The sequence below is a fragment of the Reinekea sp. G2M2-21 genome, assembly GCF_015687175.1.
Classification (GTDB): domain Bacteria; phylum Pseudomonadota; class Gammaproteobacteria; order Pseudomonadales; family Natronospirillaceae; genus Reinekea.
In genome coordinates this window covers 273,757-292,769 of record NZ_JADPQG010000002.1, presented here as the reverse complement: position 1 = coordinate 292,769, position 19,013 = coordinate 273,757, and the positions used below count along the sequence as shown (strand labels likewise).

At 48.9% G+C, this 19,013-nt stretch carries 19 protein-coding genes; 2 read left to right on the top strand and 17 right to left on the bottom strand.

Annotation, left to right across the window (positions count from 1 at the left end; all coding sequences use genetic code 11):
• Positions 1–64: 64 nt before the first annotated feature.
• The 16 genes from IYN85_RS10080 to IYN85_RS10005 form a co-directional block, all read right to left on the bottom strand.
• Entirely contained in the window at positions 65–880 is an 816-nt protein-coding gene (locus tag IYN85_RS10080; protein WP_196158768.1) for a dienelactone hydrolase family protein, read from the bottom strand.
• Positions 881–1,969, bottom strand: a complete 1,089-nt coding sequence (locus tag IYN85_RS10075; RefSeq protein ID WP_196158767.1) for an endonuclease/exonuclease/phosphatase family protein — start codon at positions 1,967–1,969, stop codon at positions 881–883. It lies immediately after the preceding gene.
• 85 nt (positions 1,970–2,054) lie between these two features.
• Positions 2,055–3,638, bottom strand: a complete 1,584-nt coding sequence (locus tag IYN85_RS10070) for an ABC transporter ATP-binding protein (RefSeq protein WP_196158766.1) — start codon at positions 3,636–3,638, stop codon at positions 2,055–2,057.
• Between the two features lie 10 nt (positions 3,639–3,648).
• Positions 3,649–4,674: an ABC transporter permease gene (locus IYN85_RS10065; RefSeq protein ID WP_196158765.1), complete on the bottom strand. Its 1,026-nt coding sequence runs from the start codon at positions 4,672–4,674 to the stop codon at positions 3,649–3,651.
• A complete protein-coding gene (locus tag IYN85_RS10060) occupies positions 4,671–5,759 on the bottom strand; it encodes a microcin C ABC transporter permease YejB (protein ID WP_196158764.1) in 1,089 nt (362 codons plus the stop codon). Before IYN85_RS10060 ends, IYN85_RS10065 begins: the two co-directional genes overlap by 4 nt.
• 12 nt (positions 5,760–5,771) lie before the next feature.
• Complete coding sequence (locus tag IYN85_RS10055) at positions 5,772–7,568, bottom strand: extracellular solute-binding protein (RefSeq protein ID WP_196158763.1); 1,797 nt, start codon at positions 7,566–7,568, stop codon at positions 5,772–5,774.
• Positions 7,569–7,757: 189 nt separating this feature from the next.
• Positions 7,758–8,402, bottom strand: coding sequence for a glutathione S-transferase family protein (locus IYN85_RS10050; protein ID WP_196158762.1), 645 nt, complete (start codon positions 8,400–8,402; stop codon positions 7,758–7,760).
• A 1-nt stretch (position 8,403) separates the two neighbouring features.
• The gene (locus tag IYN85_RS10045; protein ID WP_196158761.1) at positions 8,404–9,015 is read right to left on the bottom strand and encodes a fumarylacetoacetate hydrolase family protein; all 612 of its coding nucleotides are present in this window, start codon (positions 9,013–9,015) and stop codon (positions 8,404–8,406) included.
• A gap of 24 nt (positions 9,016–9,039) precedes the next feature.
• Entirely contained in the window at positions 9,040–9,405 is a 366-nt protein-coding gene (locus tag IYN85_RS10040; protein ID WP_196158760.1) for a GFA family protein, read from the bottom strand.
• A 127-nt stretch (positions 9,406–9,532) separates the two neighbouring features.
• Positions 9,533–10,174 (bottom strand): hemolysin III family protein, encoded by a 642-nt coding sequence (locus IYN85_RS10035; protein ID WP_196158759.1) that lies wholly within the window; start codon positions 10,172–10,174, stop codon positions 9,533–9,535.
• Between the two features lie 162 nt (positions 10,175–10,336).
• Positions 10,337–10,924, bottom strand: coding sequence for a TetR/AcrR family transcriptional regulator (locus tag IYN85_RS10030; protein ID WP_196158758.1), 588 nt, complete (start codon positions 10,922–10,924; stop codon positions 10,337–10,339).
• A gap of 125 nt (positions 10,925–11,049) precedes the next feature.
• Positions 11,050–12,486, bottom strand: a complete 1,437-nt coding sequence (gene lpdA / locus IYN85_RS10025) for a dihydrolipoyl dehydrogenase (RefSeq protein WP_196158757.1) — start codon at positions 12,484–12,486, stop codon at positions 11,050–11,052.
• Positions 12,487–12,611: 125 nt separating this feature from the next.
• On the bottom strand, positions 12,612–13,697 hold the full coding sequence (locus IYN85_RS10020; RefSeq protein ID WP_196158756.1) for an alpha/beta hydrolase: 1,086 nt from the start codon (positions 13,695–13,697) through the stop codon (positions 12,612–12,614).
• Positions 13,698–13,699: 2 nt separating this feature from the next.
• Complete coding sequence (gene lspA, locus IYN85_RS10015; RefSeq protein ID WP_196158755.1) at positions 13,700–14,200, bottom strand: signal peptidase II; 501 nt, start codon at positions 14,198–14,200, stop codon at positions 13,700–13,702.
• Positions 14,201–14,315: 115 nt separating this feature from the next.
• A complete protein-coding gene (locus IYN85_RS10010; protein ID WP_196158754.1) occupies positions 14,316–14,465 on the bottom strand; it encodes a hypothetical protein in 150 nt (49 codons plus the stop codon).
• 105 nt (positions 14,466–14,570) lie between these two features.
• Positions 14,571–14,978, bottom strand: a complete 408-nt coding sequence (locus tag IYN85_RS10005) for a hypothetical protein (RefSeq protein ID WP_196158753.1) — start codon at positions 14,976–14,978, stop codon at positions 14,571–14,573.
• 476 nt (positions 14,979–15,454) lie between these two features.
• Here IYN85_RS10005 and IYN85_RS10000 point away from each other — a divergent pair, with 476 nt between their 5' ends.
• On the top strand, positions 15,455–16,258 hold the full coding sequence (locus IYN85_RS10000) for a hypothetical protein (protein WP_196158752.1): 804 nt from the start codon (positions 15,455–15,457) through the stop codon (positions 16,256–16,258).
• A gap of 60 nt (positions 16,259–16,318) precedes the next feature.
• Here the strand turns inward: IYN85_RS10000 and IYN85_RS09995 are convergent, their stop codons facing one another.
• Entirely contained in the window at positions 16,319–16,804 is a 486-nt protein-coding gene (locus tag IYN85_RS09995) for an Lrp/AsnC family transcriptional regulator (protein ID WP_196158751.1), read from the bottom strand.
• A gap of 351 nt (positions 16,805–17,155) precedes the next feature.
• On the opposite strand from IYN85_RS09995, the gene leuA reads away from it, so the two are divergent.
• The gene (leuA, locus tag IYN85_RS09990) at positions 17,156–18,901 is read left to right on the top strand and encodes a 2-isopropylmalate synthase (protein WP_230390666.1); all 1,746 of its coding nucleotides are present in this window, start codon (positions 17,156–17,158) and stop codon (positions 18,899–18,901) included.
• Positions 18,902–19,013 lie beyond the last annotated feature (112 nt).

The following is a 19,013-nucleotide window of genomic DNA, read 5'->3' as shown; positions in this document are numbered from 1 at the left end:
CAACCCAACCTCGTAAGAAAATTCGCCGTCAGCATATTTAAACCAACACTTTCAAATGAACTAGCTATTGTTTTGTGTTGTTTGGGGCTGCACTTTTTCCTGTTAGTTGGCGCCCGAAATAATCCAGAACCGATTGCAACGCGGTGTGAGTGGGGTGACCGACTTGATCGACAAAGTCTACGGTTAACACTGAATGTCCATGGCCGGGTAAGGATTCACAGTGAACACGCTGCCGGTTTGGCTCGTTAAAGCAGGCATCTATGGCGTCCAGTTTGGTTTGGCTGCACATCCAATCACCGGAGAATCGAAATACTTTCAGGGGTGACCCGTGGGAGGAGTCGATTGTGTCGATGCGCGCCTTCACGGCATCGATTTCTTCGGGACTCATGTGCAGCGCGGACTGACTTGTCAACGGCAGCGACGGTTGTGACGCCACCGCAGCCAAAACGTTGTTGTCCGCCATTAAGGAAATCGCAAAGTTGCCGGTTAAACACATGCCGATTACGCCGACACCCTCCACCTGCTCCTCAACCCGGACTCGTGCACACAGTGCTTTCAGCCAATCAACAATCGGGCTGGAGTGGTTTTTCGCAAACAGGTGGAATTCACGCCGCATACAAAAAACACGCGCCATATTACCGACGGTTCTGAGTTTGCCAATGGGGCCAAACAGGTGCGGCAGAATAACCTTGAAGCCATTCGCGCACAGTGTGTCGGCCAAACGAAATGTGGCCTCCCCGATGCCCGGCAATTCCTGTATCAGAATCACCGGCGGACCGTCTCCCTTGCTGTAAATGTCATGAACGATGCGATCGCCCCGCTGCGTTTTAGCCGCAAATTCCTCTTTACGATAATCCTTAAGGAAGTGGCGGGTATTCACTTAATTTGCCTCTGGCAGCGTGAAAACGGCCGTGACGGGTAAGTGATCAGACAGCGTGATGGCCTCGTCTTGTATCACACTCGAATCTTCTAACGTTAACCGTGAATCGTAGAAAATGTAATCTATTGTGCGATCCGGTCCTTTGACTAATGGATCGTTGGGGTAATGCGTGAACCATCGTTCGCGGTCACTGCCAGATACATTCGCCATGGAAGGAATGCTCGGGTACTGACGCACCAGGGGCGCAATTTCGGTTTCTGGGTTGTACCAGATCTGTTGATGATCCGGCAGAGCAGTGTACTGGTCTGGTGGCAGCAGGTTAAAATCACCACCAATAAACCAGGGTTGTTGCGTGGCTTCCAGTAAGGTCGCGACTTCGGCGACTTGTCGATCCATGGTATCCATACCTTGCGAGAAGGCATCGAGATGCGTGTTCATGGCAATGAGCGGTTCGCCACCCTGGACGGGCATTTCGGTTGTCAGAATGGCTCGTTTCAGGTTGAAGGCTTTGGTCACCGGGTCGGAATCCATTTTGGTCAATTGATATCGTTGCGCCGACTGCAGTTTATATTTCGAGAGCGTTACTAACTTCATGCCGACACTGCCCATAATGGAAGGGTGCGGCACAAACTTCGCCTGCCAATAAAACGCTTCACTGTAGCAGGGGTATTGGTCGCCAATCAGTGACAACAAACGCTCAGTCTGGTTTTCATAGTCGGTTGCTTTCGCACCCTCGTGCACCTCTTGCAATAACAGAACATCAGGGTTTTCTTGGCGAATCAGCGCGGCAATGTCATCAAAGGTTTTGCTGATCGCTTCGGGGCTCGGTCGGGTATCCGGCCCAGCCTCATCAGCGACATCGTAATAGAATACGTAATCCTTTCCGGCAAAGTACTGCACATTGTAATTAAGCACTTTCACGGACTGCCCGGCGGTCAGTGTTGGTGTATCGGCTGGGCAGGTTACCGCCGCCGCTTGAATGGGTTTTGGGTGAAAGGTGATCGCGTAAATGAGTGCGGCGATGGTGAATACCAGTGTGAGTAGCGTAGCGAAAAAGCCGACGATTATTTTTTTAGTTCTTAGCGACATCGATAATATCCTGCAGAAATTTTGTTCTAAAATGCAAACCTCAATAAGCTTGAGGGTCAGATCTTTTCTAATCTAACTGGTTGGATCAGTAAGCGAAAGCAGTTTCAACTAACGATCTCGTGTACGGATCTTGAGGGTCAGTAAATATGTTGGCTCCTTGCTCAACAATACTGCCCTGTTTCATGACTATTACATGATGTGCAATGGACTTCACCACCTTTAAATCATGAGAAATGAATATATACGTTAATCTGCGTTGCTGTTGCAGCTCCTTGAGCAGTGACAGGATTTGAAATTGTACTGTGCGATCAAGAGAGGAAGTTGGCTCATCGAGGATAACAACATCGGGGTTTAGAATCATAGCTCTCGCAATGGCAATGCGTTGGCGTTGACCACCCGAAAACTCATTCGGATATCGATGACTTAGCGATGGATCAAGCCCAACTTTGCGCATAATGTCTTCTACTGCCTGCTCTCGACTTTCCTTGTTACCAATTCGGTTAACCTCCAGCCCTTCCATGATTATTTGAGAGACAGACATCCTGGGGCTAAGGCTGCCGTAAGGGTCCTGAAAAACAACCTGGATTCGTCTGCGCAATGGTTGCCACGCCTTATGACTGAGACCTATAAGTGGTTGATTATCGAAATCAATGTCGCCTTGGGCTTTTTCAAGACCGAGCAGCGCCTTGGCGAGGGTCGACTTTCCGGATCCACTCTCACCTACAATACCGAGTGTCATGCCTCGCCTCAGCGCAAAGCTGACATCGTTAACAGCCTTAACATGTCCGACGGTACGTTTGAAAACTCCTTTGTAAACAGGAAACCATACGTGAACACTGTCGGCATGTAGGAGTGTAGTGCTGTCAGCGACTATTACCGGTTCACCATGAGGTTGAGCATTGATCAGTGACTGCGTATAGGGGTGTTGAGGCGAATTGAACACATCATCAACCAAGCCGGTTTCAACCAGTTTACCTTGCTGCATAACGGCGATACGGCTCGCCAGTTTCTTAACAACGCCAAGGTCATGGCTGATGAACAACATGGCCATGCCCAATTCCTTTTGTAGATCTTGTAACAAGTCAAGTATTTGTGCCTGAACGGTCACATCCAGTGCCGTTGTCGGCTCGTCCGCAATGAGTAACTTCGGCTCTGTTAAAAGAGCCATCGCAATCATAACTCGTTGACGTTCACCGCCTGATAACTGATGTGGATAAGATTTAAGCTTTTGCTGAGGTTCCCGAATTCCGACCCGATCCAACCAGGTAATCAGGGTGGACCTAGATCGCTCAACCGATAATCCTTTATGTAAAAACAGGACTTCGGCTAACTGTTTCTCAACCGTTTGCAATGGATTTAGGGATGTCATAGGTTCTTGAAAAATGCACCCGACGGTACTGCCTCTTAGTCGTCGCAGGTCCTTTTCATCTTGTCGGAGGATATCAATGCCGTCCAACATGATTCTGCCAGTTGGATGAAACATTTGTGGTTTTGGATTCAATTGCACAATGGAAAGCGCCGTGATGGACTTGCCAGAGCCACTCTCGCCAACTAGTCCGAGTGTTTCACCGTAGCCTATGGTTAGATTGATATCTTGGACTAAATCTTGAGTTCTATCGCCCTGTTTCAGCGCGATACTCAGATTCTCGATTGAGACTAATTCATTCATTGGCTATTTTTCAATCCGTATGTCGTGGGTCGAAAGCATTGCGAACACCTTCGCCGATAAACACCAGCAAAGCCATTAATAGTCCGATAACAAAAAAGGCGGATAATCCTAGCCAGGGCGCTTGAATGTTGGCTTTTCCCTGTGCTAAAAGTTCGCCCAACGAGGGCGATCCTGGAGGAAGCCCGAAGCCGAGAAAGTCCAATGACGTAAGTGTGGTCACTGAACCGCTCAACACAAAAGGCATCAGGGTAAGCGTTGCCACCATGGCATTGGGTAGAACATGCTTGAACATAATGCGATTATTACTCATCCCCAAAGCTTTGGCGGCGAGCACGTATTCGAAATTCCGGGTTCTCAAAAACTCAGCGCGCACGACACCGACAAAGCCCATCCAACTGAACAGCAATAAAAACCCCATCAGCATCCAAAAACTTGGTTGAACAACGCTAGCGAGGATAATAAGAATAAAGAGCGTAGGCATGCTGCCCCACACCTCAATGAAACGCTGAAAAAGAAGATCTAGCTTTCCACCGTGAAACCCCTGAAGCGCGCCCGCGATGACACCAATCAAAGCAGATATGATTGTTAACGTGAAACCAAAAAGGCAGGAGATACGAAAACCGTACAGTATTCTTGCAACTACATCGCGACCATTGTCATCCGTTCCCAGCCAGTTTGTCTGATCTGGTGGCGACGGCGCAGGTGTGGGTAAGTCATAATTTATGGTTGAGTAGTCGAAGCGAATAACCGGCCAAATTATCCATCCATTAGCTTCAATGAGATCTATGACGTAGGGATCTTTGTAATCGGCCTCAGTTTCAAAGTCGCCGCCAAATTCAGTTTCTGAATAAGCCTTTAAAAACGGAACGAAAAAATGCGATTCATATTTCACCAACAGTGGTTTGTCGTTCGCAATAAGTTCCGAAAAAAGAGAGGCCATAAAAAGTAAACTAAATAGCCAGAAAGAAATGATAGCTCTCCGATCTTTCTTGAAGCGATTCAGTCTACGTTGATTCAGGGGAGACAAGTGATTCACCTCGCTGAAAAATCAATTCTGGGATCGACAATGGTGTACATTAAGTCACCTATCAACCCAAGTAGTAAACCGAGTAATGTGAAGATATAGAGTGTTGCAAACATGACCGGATAGTCTCGCTGAGTCGTTGCTTCAAAACCGAGCAATCCGAGTCCTTCTAATGAAAAGATCACTTCGATAAGCACCGAACCGGTAAAGAACATGCTGATGAATGTTGCAGGGAAACCCGCAATAATAATCAGCATGGCATTTCGAAAGACATGTTTATATAAAACCCGGTTTTCAGAGTTACCCTTGGCTCGTGCTGTCACAACATACTGTTTGCTGATTTCATCAAGAAAACTATTTTTAGTTAACATGGCTAATACGGTAAAGCCTCCGACGACCGTCGCCACTATCGGTAGCGTCATATGCCAGAAGTAGTCGAGGATTTTTTGCCACCAGGGAAGGTCTTGCCAGTTGATCGACACAAGGCCTCGTAGAGGAAACCAATCAAAATAGCTTCCTCCGGCAAATAAGATGACAAGTAATACTGCAAATAGAAAACCCGGGATGGCATTTAAAGCCACTAGAATGGTTGTTGTCCAAGCATCGAAATGGGTGCCATGACGTAACGCTTTTCGAATGCCCAGAGGGATAGAAACCAAATATATGATCAACGTGCTCCACAGTCCCAGCGAAACGGATACCGGCATACGGTCGACGATAAGTTCAATGACCGTGCCTGATTTAAACAAACTGTCTCCAAAGTCAAAAGTAATGTAGTTCCAAAGCAGGTCGAAATAACGTTCAGTTATTGGCTTATCAAACCCAAAACGTTTCTCAATGGCAGCGACGATTTCAGGGTCGAGTCCTTGAGCACCCCGATAGCTAGTCTGTTCCGCATTGTCAAATGTCACAGAGGTTTCTTCTTGGTTAGCGTTGGTAACCCTGTCTAGAAGCTCCCCATTGATGCCTTGCATTTGTCCAAGAATTCGATCCACGGGGCCACCCGGAGCAATCTGCACAATGAAAAAATTCAGTGTAATTATTGCCCACAAGGTTGGAATCATAAGAAGCAAACGTCGGATGACATAGCTGCCCATTCGGATGCTCTCTTACTGTTTGAGTTTGTTGGCTTTTTCCTTGTCAAGCCACCAGGTAGATGTGCCCAGTGCGTATTTCGGTCGCTGCGCGGGTCGACTAAACTTGTCATAGTAAGCGACACGGAATTTGCTCAAATGCCATTGTGGAATGACGTAATGGTTCCAAAGCAAAACACGGTCAAGTGCTCTGCCCCAATGCAAAAGCGCATTTTCATCCGATTGGTTGGCGACGATACCGTCTATCAAATAGTCAACTGCCTCGTCCGTAACATTAGCCTGGTTATAAGTAGAATCGACAAAGTCGGATCGCCAAACAATCTGCAGGTTGCTCGACGGATAAGCATTTGCGCTATAGCGCATGGAGACCATGTCGAAATCATGGTCATGCCACCGATTCACAAATTGGGAAGTGTCAACCTGCCGAATAGTCATTTCAATACCCATTTTTTGCAAGTTTTCCTGCAACGGGATCGCTATTCGTTCAGTTGTTGGACTGTAAGTCAAAAGTTCGAAAGTGAATAATTCACCAGTGTCGACATTGGTTAATTTCTGATTTTTAACTTCCCACCCTGCTTCTTTCAATAAGGCCAGCGCAGCTCTTAAATTGCTGCGTATATTCCCACTCGCGTCGGTTTTTGGCGGCTCATAAATCTGGGTGAATACTTCTGGGCGAATTTTGTCACGAATAGGCTCCAGAATGGCCAGTTCCTCATCACTTGGTAGCTGGCGCGCCATATAGTCGGTGCCTTGAAAATAACTGACTGTTCGAGAGTATTGGTCGTAAAACAGATTCTTATTCATCCATTCAAAGTCCAATGCGTAATTCAGTGCCTGTCTGACTCTGACGTCAGAGAACACAGCTCGCTTGGTATTAAAAATAAAGCTTTGCATGTTTTGAGGAATGTCATGTTCTATCTCTTCACGAATCATTCTTCCTTGCTGAATTGCAGGTATGTCATAGGCGGTTGCCCAATTTTTGGCGATTGATTCCTGCCAAATATCGATATCCCCAGCCTTAAATGCTTCAAATGCGACTGTCTGATCTCGGTAATAATCAAAACGATATTCATCGAAGTTACTTTGCCCTTTGTTTACCGGTAGATCCGTGGCCCAGTAATCGGGTAAACGTTTATAAATGACGTACTGCCCAAATTTGAAATCACTGATGGTAAAACCGCCGCTGCCAATCGGGACTTCCTTTAGTGGCTCAGACAAGTCTCGGCTGGACCAGAAGTGTTCCGGCAATACCGTCAAATTGCAAAGAGACATCATTTGTTCTCTGTCAGCGCCCTCTAAGCTGAAGGTGACTGTGTTTTCCGAGGACACCTCAATGGATTTTACAAAGGCGTAGTATTTTGCAAACTGTGGCACACCTTGAGTTGAGAATTTTTCGAATGAAAATTTCACATCGTTTGCGGTTATTTTTTTACCATCTGAAAATCGAGCCTTAGGATTTATGAAGAAGGTGATGGATGAGTAGTCATCTGCGTACCGGATACGCTCTGCGATGAGTGGATAATAGACAGATATTTCATCGTCCGAATCGGTCATTAAAGTGTCATTCAGTGCGTCTGCGTTAATGACACGATCACCTCGTTGACCATATTGATTTAGCGAGTCAAATGTACCAATGGCTTCGCTGCGTAACATGCCTCCCTTTGGTGCGTCGGGATTAACGTAATCAAAATGAAGAAATCCGGGCGCGTATTTCGGTTGTCCTCGTAGTGCGATGGATTCGGCATCTATAAAAGATACGTCGGCAAAGGCTACGGAACAAAGCAGGGTCAGGGTAGCAATGATGCGTTTCATATCAGTCTCCGACGGCTTTTTTTATCGTTAAATTCAGGTCAGGTTCTTAACATAGCGTGTAAATGAGATTAATTGAAGAAGATACGTGATAGAAATAGGTTTAGTTTATTGCATATGGCTATACTGGAAATGATTGACGGGCGAGGTAAGACAAAGGGGTAAAACAGTTTGCCCCTTTCAGAGGTAAAATTAAACCGGCTCTCCGGCCTCATCGACCGGCAGGATTCCATCTTCGGCAAGGGCTGCTTCAACCCATAGTGCCATGGCCGGATGGGCCAATAATTTGTGCTGATACTGGCTGGCGGCTTCGTTTAATTCCACGCCATAGGTTTGGAAGCGGAAAGCCACGGGTGCAAAAAAACAATCAGCAATGCTGAAACTTTCAAACAACCATCCGGATCGGTGGTGATCTGCCCAGATTGCTTCAATCCGTGCAATGTCCTGTGCGACCGCTGGGGTGATATTCACTTTGCGCTTAGCTCGAATATTCATGGGCATCGCCCCGCGAACGGCGACAAAGCCCGAATGCATTTCACAGGTAACGGCACGTGCCTTGGCTCGATCTTTCGCGGTATGTGGCCAGCCTTTGCCTTCGAGGTGTACGTCATTCACGTACTCACAGATCGCCAGCGAATCCCAGATATGCAAGTCACGCTCAATTAACACGGGTACTTTGGCGGTTGGTGAATGTTCCAGCAGTCGTTCCCGTAAGCCTTCTTCGGCTAGCGAAACTTTCACTTCTTCGAAATGTACATTGAAAGCTTTAAGTAGCAGCCAGGGTCGCAGAGACCAAGTGGAGTAATTTTGGTTACCAATGACCAGTTTAACGTTCATGTTATTGTCCTATCCATGTGTGTTCGATCAGCAATTCATGGTCGTAATAAACACGACCGACAAATTGACTGCCCTCTTTTACCGTGCCTACGCCCTTAGGCGTGCCGGTCATAATAATATCGTCATCGTTGAGTGTCATGAACCGTGATAACTCAAGCAGGATGGTTTCCGGTGAGTAGATCATCAGCGAGGGATCACCTTGTTGCATCAGCTCGTTGTCGATATGCAGCGTGAACGTCAGTTTCGACAGGTCTTCCGGCACCGGTACGAAGTAACTGAAGGTTGCCGCACCATCAAATGCTTTGGCGCGCTCCCAGGGTAACCCCTTTTTCTTCAATTCGTTTTGCAGGTTGCGTTTAGTCAGATCCAGCCCGATTCCGACACCGGTTAGATCATCGTCGCTGACCAGAAAACAAAGTTCGGCTTCGTAATGCAGGGGTTCATCCTGCTCAGCCAACAGGCTGTCGGAAACAGCGGTGTTAGGTTTGCAGAACACCACCATGTCGTCAGGCATGTCATTACCGAGTTCTTTGATGTGGTCGACGTAATTGCGACCCACACAGACGATCTTTCCCGGTAAAAATGCTTCTCCATTAAAAACCAATGAGGTCATCAGGTATCCTTTTTTCTTCAAGAATCAGTCGAGATATTTAAAGCTGTCAGCGCCATCAAAGTGCCGGATAGTTATGTCGGCCATCTGATCAATGGCACACATGCGGGTATTGATGGCGATGCGGTCGTCTGGCTTGGGTTGCGCCTCAACACCGGAATAATGTGTCATGCACCCGCAATGTGGACAATGATGAAAGTCGATCATCTTGTTGCCCCAACGATAGGTGACGGTTGGTGTGTCGCGTAACTCGATGCTGACGTCGGCGACGGTATAATAAGCCCAGCGAGCACCATAGCGATGACAGATCGAGCAGTTACATTCGGTAATTGTTTTGGGATGCTTATTGGCAGTCAGTGTTATGTTGCCGCAATGGCAATGTCCGGTCAGCACTCAGAGTTCCTTCTGGTTACAGGTGGGTGATTCGAAGCGTCAAATACATTAGAGGTACATTTCAGTGTAATCGAAGTTGCAGGCGGTACAAGTCAAAATGAAGGCTTATTTGGCCCGTCTGAGTTTCTTACAACACGTAAAACAAGACGGTGCAGAAGTGCAGGCCAGCGCCGATCAGGACGAACAGGTGCCAGATGAAATGGTTGAGCCAGAGGCGGTCGTTCAGGTAGAACACCAGACCCAGAGTGTAGGTGATGCCACCGGCAATAAGCATACCCAAACCTGCCGGCTCAATGACGGCCATCAAGGGGCCGATCAGCAAAAGAGCCGACCATCCCATGATCAGGTTTAACACCACCATCATCAGATGGTAACGACGCAATGGCGTCAGATGCACGATGGTGCCCGTAATGGCACAGAACCAAACGAAACCAAAAACCAGCCAGCCCCAAAGATTTTGCAGACTGACCAGCGCGAAAGGTGTGAACGTTCCGGCAATCAGGTAGAGGATGGCGATGTGGTCAAAACGTTGCATCAGTGAGCGGATCTTGGGGTTTTGAATGCCGTGGTAGATGGCCGACGAAGCGAACATCGTGATCAGGGACGCCCCGTAGATAACCGCACTGACAATGGCCCAGTTGTTGTCATGATGAATGGCGACAATCAGCATCAGCGCCGTGCCGACGAGTGAGAGTGCACCGCCCAGTGCGTGCGAGGAAACGTTTAACTGATCTTCTAAACGTGAATAGGTGGGCAGTGCATCACTCATCGTTAACCTTCTGTACAACGACTACGGTTACCTATAAAGATCGACCAGTTCACAAAAAATTCCACAAAAACGGTGTTCAGGCTGCAAAAATACAACAAAGCGTCAAGTTGGTGACGGAAATCCTCGCTTCGGTAAAAGATCAACGGTCCGGGTTTTTGGGCATCAATGGGTTGATGGAAAACGCAAATCCTTACCGAACAGGTCTTTGTACAGGGCCTTGGCCGCCATAATAAAGTAGTCAGCCTCTGTGCGTGCACTCGCGCCAATCAAAGCCCCTTGCAGTGTCGCAAGCACTTGCGTCGCGCGCTGCACTGCCTGCGCTTTCGGCAACGCCGGTTGCGGTGAAAGCTGAAAGACAGAGGTCAGCCAATCGAGGTTTAGCGTATAAAATGCATCAACCGAATCTGTCAGCGCCGGTTGCAACAACATCTGCTCCACGCTTAAAACCGCGCATAAACACATTGATTGATTCTGCATCATTTCGGTGTAGAACATCATGATGTAATGACGCACGTGCTCGGGCGCCGTTAAGGTTGTTAACGACGGGTCGGGCAACGCTGCTTTGAAACGGTCGTTATAGCGCTGCATGACGGCCGTGCCGAGGTCCGTTTTTGTCGGAAAATGGTAGTGAACACTCGCACTTTTTATCGCCAGATCTTTCGCCAAATCACGAAAGCTGAAAGAACTGTAGCCGCCGGTGCGGATGTAAAACTCCGCACGGTCCATTAATGCGTCTCGGGTACTGCTCACCTGAAGTCTTCCTAAGTGTGTGTTGTTACTGAATTATGAACGCAGACAGTGGTGGCGAAAAGTGGTTAATCGGCATGTTTACCGAAACCCTTTTCGCAACGTTACCACTGCATATTGAAAGAAAATCAGCCGCGCTTTATGGCTTTTGGATTCGGCAAATCGGTGATGGTCCCTGCGCCCATTTCTGCCGCCAGGCCAACAGTTTCATGCAGTGTTGGGTGCGCATGAATGGTCAGTGCAATGTCTTCAATGTCGGCGTCGAACTCCAGCGCCAGGCTGAGCTCACCCAGCAATTCCCCGGCATTGATGCCAACAATGCCGGCGCCTAACAGCTTGCCCTTGTCTTTATCGAATATGAGCTTGGTCTTGCCTTCTTGGCGATCTGCGCCAATGGCACGCCCACTGGCCGTCCAAGGAAACGTGGCCACCTCGACATTCAGCGATTGTTGCTTGGCTTCCTTTTCGGTCAGACCGGTCCAGGCGATTTCTGGATTGGTGTACGCGACCGACGGAATGGCCCGTGGCTCAAAGGCAACGTTGTGGCCTACAATAACTTCCGCCGCCACGTGTCCTTCGTGAGTCGCCTTATGGGCCAGCATCGGATTGCCGTTAATGTCGCCGATGGCAAAAATGTGCGGAACATTGGTTCGCAACTGCGCATCCACCGGAATGAACCCCGCGTCATCCACCACAACACCTGCCTGTTCCGCGCCGATAAGCTTGCCGTTCGGTCGACGCCCCACCGCGACGAGTACCGCATCGAATTGCTCGGTCCGGCTCTCACCTTTGGCATCTTCCAGGGTAACGGTCAGGTTTTTAGCGTCGGCATGCACTGCCGTAACTTTGGTTTTCAGGTGTATCCAAAAGCGGTCTTTGTTGTAACGTTGATAAACTTTCACCAGGTCAGTATCGGCGGCCGGTACGAGCTGATCGGCGAACTCGACAACGGTGATCTGGCTGCCCAACGCTTCATAGACTGTGGCCATTTCCAGACCGATGATCCCACCACCGATGACCAGCATTTTTTGTGGTATGAAGGGTAGCTCCAGCGCCTGAGTGCTGTCCCAAATCCGGGAATCGTCATGCGGAATAAACGGCAAGGTCACCGGCTGTGAACCGGCTGCAATAACGCAATGATCGAATACAATAGTCGTCTGCCCTTCGCTGCCGTTTACGGTGAGAGTATGGCTATCCGCAAAGCTGCCGGTACCGTGAACGACCTGTACATGACGGGTTTTGGCCATGCCGCCCACACCACCGACGAGCTTTTGCACGGTTTTATCCTTAAAGGCACGGATAGCCTCAATGTCGATGTTGGGCTCTTCGAAGGTAACGCCAATATGTCCTGACTCTTTTGGCTCATTAATCACCTGAGCGACATGCAACAGCGCTTTGGACGGAATGCAGCCAACGTTAAGACACACACCACCTAAAGTGGCATAGCGTTCGACCAGGGTAACTTTTTTGCCTAAGTCCGCTATTCGAAAGGCGGCAGAGTAGCCGCCAGGACCTGAGCCCAGTACCAGAACGTCGGTTTTCAATTGCGTTATGCTGTTTGACATGCGCTACTCTCCTGTTACTGATCAACCTATCAGTAGGTAGGTTAGCACGGCAGAAAGGGAAGCCCCAGAATTACCAGAGGGTCATCCTACTATTTGACGATGGGTGTTTGCGGTTTAACCGGTGCTTATTCGCTGGGTACGATTTGCCAGTAATGGCCATTTGCGTGCTCAATTGCCAGCAAATTATCACGTTGATCGGCGGATTTGCCTTCAATAATCCACTGGTAGATGTCTGCAATGGTGTGAGCGCCTTGCGAAAAATATTCATGACCCAGCAGTTCGGCTTCGGCATCGCTGGCATCAACGGTATCTACGCCTGGGGTAACAATGATGTTGTCCCCTGCTTCACCCGCCCTTGGATATCCGTGCAACCTACTGGAGGCGGAAAGTGCCAGGTCACGGGAGGAAACGTAGAGTGTCATCGGCAGTTTGTAAGGGGTGAGCTTGGGCAGAAAATCCCGCGCGAAGATCTCACTGTCCATATCCGGTGCGGCAAAAATGACAGCCCCAATGCGAGCCGCGTATTGCGGGTGTTGGCTGAGCAGATGTATCAGCGAACGGGTTAACGCCCGATTCCCCAAACTGTGGGCTAACAGATACACCCGTTCAATGTCGGTTTGTGCGAACAGTTGCGCCAGGAAACGATCAATGTCTGGCTGACTCCATTGCAGGTTGACTTCATCGACGGTGTACTTGGTGGCGCTTTCTTCCGATGGCCAACTGAACATCACCACCGGACCGCTCAGGTTCAGATCATAGGCCATCTTGGCGCTGATGCGCGTTGCCCGTTCAAAGGTGACGTTGTAACCGTGAATAAAAACTAGTGCATCGTGCGGATTAAATCGTCGCGTTTCTGTACTGATACGCTCATAAAATGCCGCTTCTGATAAGGGAGCAGAATTCACTAAAGCGAGATGTTTTTCAGGATTGCGTTTTAGCGGTAAGTTCCAGTGAATAAAAGATGCGGAGTGTGCCTTGGGATAATCCGCGGGGATCGCAACCGTGTTAACACCAAAGCTGACGTCGGCTCGGTCTTGACCAAAGCGTTTGTTCAAGTTGGTCTTGTCGGTTTCATTGCGATTGGTGGCAAAATATACATGTCTTGGTGAGAACGCCTGGTTGTCATCCAGACCGATCGGCCGCACATTCTGCACACAGCCGATCAGAAACAGGCCGCTGAGGGCCGCGATGAAGGGACGGAGTAGGGTCATCGTCAGGGTTTGTGGCGCTCGACCAGCCACTGGCCGGCGATGATCAGACCGGCGCCAATCATGATATAGACGTCGGCGACATTGAAAATGCCGGTGCGCAATCCGCCAATGCCCATATTCATAAAGTCGACAACGGCACCATCGTTCATGGCCCGATCAATAAAATTGCTGAATCCGCCTGAGAAAATCAGGCTCAGAGCCGCTAAGCTTAACTTGTCCATCTGTTTTGCCACCAGCAAGTAGATGAACAGTCCTAACAGAAATAAACCGACCAGCCCCGTGAATATCAACATGCGTAAATGCGGGGGCAATGAATTACCGAGCCCCAGAAAGGCTCCGATATTTTCAGCGTATGCAATACGGATGGTGTCGCCTAAAAAACTGTAGCGCGGACCACCCTGCAAAGCGTTAACGGCCCAGATTTTAGTGAGTTGATCGAAAAGTATGCCCACGCTGATTATCGGGGCCATAATCCAAAGGCGGGCTTTAATCTGTTCCTTCATGGTGTACTGCACAAATCCAAGTGAATGAGACCGCGCAGTATACCGGAAAATTTAAAAAAGCAGTGTCAGTGGCATTTAAATGTATCTGGGGTACGTCTGAATAATTGCCATCTATCTATGCGGGCACGGAAATATGGGGGTATCCAGGCAGTTCGGTCGGTAATATCTTTATCTTGGCAAAGGGCTTAACAATGAAATCGAGAATTGCAGCCCCGTCCTCTGGGTCTTGCAGATCCATACCTGAGAACTGTTGTGTGTTTTGCAAAGAAGGCACCATTCCTGCCACACGCGCCTCGTTCAGTTTCTGATCTGCTAAGCCTGAGGCTATTTGAACGTGTCCAGGTAGTTTCCCTCGACGAAGTTCCCTGCTTTAAAAAGGGCTTGAGGGCTTTGATGACGCGTCTTGCAAACTGAAGCGGTTGGCTTGGGATGATTCAAATTCACCGTTGGCCGCAAACCAGCATTGGAAATCGTAGTCCCCATCGTTTCTTTCGACATAGCCATGGACGTTATAGCGATCGCCACGGTAAGCCGTGGAACGTTTATCTAAGCGAAGGCTGTCCACCGATAGATTGGACTTGCGCGCTATGTCTTCAAAACAGATGTTAATCAGGTCGCCTTCCGCGCGAGACTCTGACGCTTCGACGTAATTTGCCGGAACTCCGGAAGACGCAATTAACACCGGGACCAAGATTTTGGGCAATAATAGCGTGATCATAAGAGCAGAACCAATGATGATCATCAGGTCTTTTAGGGTCAGGTTCAGCGTAAAAGGCATGGCTCGTTGTTGTCTCAGTTTACCGCAATTTAAAAGCCGCGATCTTAAAGGCTGGTAACTCGACGTCAATGTGGCCTGTTTGGGCTGGTGAAGTTTTGATCAAAAAACGAGAGTTTGCGTCAAAAATCCGTTAACCGATGTCTTGGATGCGTTTGAGCTGTGACCAACACATTAATTTTGACGATATTTTGTCTATGTTGACGCAGTGTTTCTTTGATACGCAAATTCATGCTGAAAAAGAGTTTTAACTCGTACGGAAATGAAGTCGGACTTGCTAAGTGCGTATCGTATTCAATGCCAATTGAGTACCTATCCCACCATTTGCTACCGTTTTATGGTGAAAATTTCGAGCAATTCCTTGGTATTTGGATTCCCATTATGATTTCGCTACGGAGTACTTGTATGCAGCTAGGAATTCCGTTTAATCGCCGCTTGAACAAATATGCTCAATTGAACGGATTCAAAAGGAAATCAGTTTGAAAAACACAACTCTTAACATTGCCGTAGCCAGTTCTCTTGTCGCTCTATCGAGCTTATCGCAGGCGATTACCACAGAATCGGCGACGCAATTCTTCGATCGCTACCAAACGCTGAGCTCGAACTTCGATGCCGCTGTCGTCGATTTGTACGCTGACGAAGGTCAGTTGCTGTCCAGTCGAAGATCTGCCGATGGCACGGAACAAACAATGGCGTTACCGCTTGCCAGCCTTAAGGCAATGTTGCCTAAACTGTTAGTCAGCGCGAAACAGGCAGGTGATGCCAGCGACTATTCAAATGTTCGAGTGGCGTTGCTGGATGAAACCAGCGCTAAAATTACCGCTACTCGATATTCCAATTTGAACTGTTTTTCCGATGACAGTTATTACATGGTGATTCAAGAAAGCGACACCGGTAAGTTGGCGATTACAGAAGAGTACTCAGTGACATTAGCTCAGGGCCTATGCGAAACGAACAAGGCACTCATTGGAACATTAGCGGCGACAGCGGATGCTTATAACGCTCAGTTACCGGCTATGGTCGATGCCGATACTGAGCTTTCCAGTGTCATGGCTCAAGGAACATCTATGGCGTACAACTACAAGTTAGTTGGACTCGCCGCCGAGGACATTGTCGACAACCTTGCGGATGTTTTACGCGAAGGGGTCGTTCAAAGTTCCTGTGACATGAACCCGTCAAAAACACTGCTGGAACGTGGCGCGACGTTGGTATTTAACTACACCAGCTCGGACGATGTATTAATGGACACCGTCATGGTTAAACAGGCTGATTGCGAGGGTTAATATTGCCTGTTACCGGCCAATAAGCCCCCATAAATTGCGGGGCTTTTTTATGCGTGTTTTCTACGACAAGTATTTCAACGGTAATGGCTTGCTCTTAATGATGTCCCTCAGCAGAAAGCTCGAATGCACGCCGTCGACACCTTCAATAGTCGTGATGTGCTTGAGCAGCACATTGTGGTAATGGTCCATGTCCGGCACGGCCACCTTGAGTTGGTAGTCTGAGTCCTGACCGGTGACCAAAAAGCACTCAATCACCTCGTCGATTTCACGGATCGCTTGCTCGAAACGGGCAAAGCGTTCGGGCGTGTGTTTGTCCATGCGGATGCCCACTATGGCAATCAGGTTCAGGTTTACCGCCTTGCGGTTGACCAGCGTGATGCGCTGATCAATAAAGCCGCGCTCCTCGAGACTTCTGATTCGGCGCGAACAGGGCGAGGCCGACAAACCCACCTTTTCAGCAATGTCCTGATTCGATAACCCCGCATCTTGTTGGATTAACTCGAGAATCTGCCGGTCAAACCGGTCTAACGTTGTACTTTCTGCCATACCAATCCGCCTTTAAGACAATAACTTGCTGAAAATTTAAATATACTGGTGATTTCTTGCTAAATATGGTCAAAATAAATGAATAACGCAAGGACATTGCGCCCTGCTCTGCGTAGACTTTCTCCCAAGCTTAGGCAATGAGTGGTTTGCAGACTTCCTACCCAAAGTCTGATTCGCAAGGTTTGCTCATCGGCAACCATCGCCCTACCATGTCAACCCACTGATCCAGTGAACCGGTGCTTTAATCAGGCACCAAAAGCATGAACAGTTTTACAAAGGTGCGTACGGCCCCATCCGTGCGCGCCTTTACTTGTCTCTACAACTTCCAATGAATAATGCACAGGGTGGCATATGGCTAACGTAACGCAACACGACAACAAATCCGTTGCTCAGCAGATGGCTGAATCGGGTTCTTTTGATTACCGCAAATATAAGTCGTATGCGCCTCTGTCACTGAAAGACCGCACCTGGCCTGACAAACAACTGACCAAAGCGCCAATCTGGTGTTCTGTGGACCTGCGCGATGGTAACCAGGCGCTGGTGAAACCCATGAGCGTTGAACAAAAGGTTCGCCTGTTTAACCTTTTGGTGAAGCTTGGTTTCAAGCAAATTGAAATCGGCTTTCCGTCGGCGGCGCAGCCGGAGTACGACTTTGCCCGTAAATTGATCGACGATAACCTCATTCCCGATGACGTGACTATTCAGGTGTTGACGCAGGCGCGCGAACATCTGATCGCGAAAACCTACGAAGCCTTGCGCGGTGTGAAGCGTGCCATTGTGCATGTGTATAACTCCACATCCACTGTGCAGCGTGAACAAACCTTCGGCATGAACAAAGAAGAAATCGCCGCGATTGCCGTGCAGGGGGCGAAATGGGTCAAGGAATACGCGGCACAGAACCCTGACACAGATTGGCAATTCCAGTATTCGCCGGAGAGTTTTACCGGCACAGAAGTGGATTACGCCATAGATGTTTGTAATCAGGTGATCGATGAGTGGGATCCGCAAAACACCAAGCCGGTGATCATTAATTTACCTGCGACGGTTGAGATGAGCACACCGAACGTCTTCGCGGACCAGATTGAGTACATGTGCCGCGGTTTGCATCAACGTGAACATGTCATTGTGTCATTGCACACCCACAACGATCGCGGCTGTGGTGTGGCGGCAACTGAATTAGGTTTGATGGCCGGTGCCGATCGCGTTGAAGGCGCGTTGCTTGGCAACGGTGAACGAACCGGCAATATGGACACGGTTACCCTGGCGATGAACTTGTATTCGCAGGGTATCGACCCTGAATTGGATTTCAGTAATGTTCAGGAGATGATCGACATCTGTACCGAAGTGACTGACTTACCTGTTCACCCGCGTCACCCTTGGGTGGGTGAATTGGTCTACACCGCTTTTTCCGGTTCACATCAGGATGCGATCCGTAAGTCGCTGGAGTTCCATAACAAGAAGGGGCTCGAACATTGGGAAGTGGCATACCTGCCCATTAACCCTGCTGATTTGGGGCGCGACTACGAAGCCGTCGTGCGCATCAACTCGCAATCAGGGAAGGGTGGTGTCGCTCATGTTCTGGAACGGGATTACGGCATTGAATTACCGAAGTGGATGCACCTACACGTGTCCAAAGTGGTACAGAAAGTTGCCGAACAAACCGGCTCTGAACTGCGAGGTAAAGAAATCAAAGCCATCTTTGATGAGCATTTTGTCGCCATACCAGATGGTTGGAATTTACGCGGATACGATTTAAGCACGCAGGATTCGCAAACTCTGGCGACTTTCCGCATCGAAGCAGCGGAGCCATTGGAGTTACAGGGTAAAGGTCAGGGCGCGCTGGAAGCGCTGGCAGACGCCTTAAGTCAGCACTACGGTGTGACCATGAAAGTCACCCAGTTTGATGAGCACGCGTTACGTCAGGGTACCGACGCCGACGCCATCGCGAGTGTTTGTATCACCGTCGATGGTGTTGAATCTGTCGCCTCGTCCATTAATGAAGACACTACAACCGCAAATTTACAGGCGCTGTTGTCGGCCGTCGGACGTGCCGCGCTAACCGTTGGTTTTCTGCACAAAGAAACAACAGAAGCCTGATGTCATAGCACACACCTAATCGGGCCTGCGGGCCCGTTTTTGTTATCAGGAAAGTAAAGTCAGACTTGCCGCAAACATTTTTAAACGGTGCCGTGTTAAGGTATGGCAAAAC

What these genes read in the sequence shown, in the direction of transcription:
- IYN85_RS10075 (WP_196158767.1), bottom strand. Translation starts at nt 1,969, where the DNA reads ATGTCGCTAAGAACTAAAAAAATAATCGTCGGCTTTTTCGCTACGCTA.
- IYN85_RS10070 (WP_196158766.1), bottom strand. Translation starts at nt 3,638, where the DNA reads ATGAATGAATTAGTCTCAATCGAGAATCTGAGTATCGCGCTGAAACAG.
- IYN85_RS10060 (WP_196158764.1), bottom strand. Translation starts at nt 5,759, where the DNA reads ATGGGCAGCTATGTCATCCGACGTTTGCTTCTTATGATTCCAACCTTG.
- IYN85_RS10055 (WP_196158763.1), bottom strand. Translation starts at nt 7,568, where the DNA reads ATGAAACGCATCATTGCTACCCTGACCCTGCTTTGTTCCGTAGCCTTT.
- IYN85_RS10050 (WP_196158762.1), bottom strand. Translation starts at nt 8,402, where the DNA reads ATGAACGTTAAACTGGTCATTGGTAACCAAAATTACTCCACTTGGTCT.
- IYN85_RS10045 (WP_196158761.1), bottom strand. Translation starts at nt 9,015, where the DNA reads ATGACCTCATTGGTTTTTAATGGAGAAGCATTTTTACCGGGAAAGATC.
- IYN85_RS10035 (WP_196158759.1), bottom strand. Translation starts at nt 10,174, where the DNA reads ATGAGTGATGCACTGCCCACCTATTCACGTTTAGAAGATCAGTTAAAC.
- lpdA (WP_196158757.1), bottom strand. Translation starts at nt 12,486, where the DNA reads ATGTCAAACAGCATAACGCAATTGAAAACCGACGTTCTGGTACTGGGC.
- IYN85_RS10020 (WP_196158756.1), bottom strand. Translation starts at nt 13,697, where the DNA reads ATGACCCTACTCCGTCCCTTCATCGCGGCCCTCAGCGGCCTGTTTCTG.
- lspA (WP_196158755.1), bottom strand. Translation starts at nt 14,200, where the DNA reads ATGAAGGAACAGATTAAAGCCCGCCTTTGGATTATGGCCCCGATAATC.
- IYN85_RS10005 (WP_196158753.1), bottom strand. Translation starts at nt 14,978, where the DNA reads ATGCCTTTTACGCTGAACCTGACCCTAAAAGACCTGATGATCATCATT.
- IYN85_RS09995 (WP_196158751.1), bottom strand. Translation starts at nt 16,804, where the DNA reads ATGGCAGAAAGTACAACGTTAGACCGGTTTGACCGGCAGATTCTCGAG.
- leuA (WP_230390666.1), top strand. Translation starts at nt 17,156, where the DNA reads ATGGCTAACGTAACGCAACACGACAACAAATCCGTTGCTCAGCAGATG.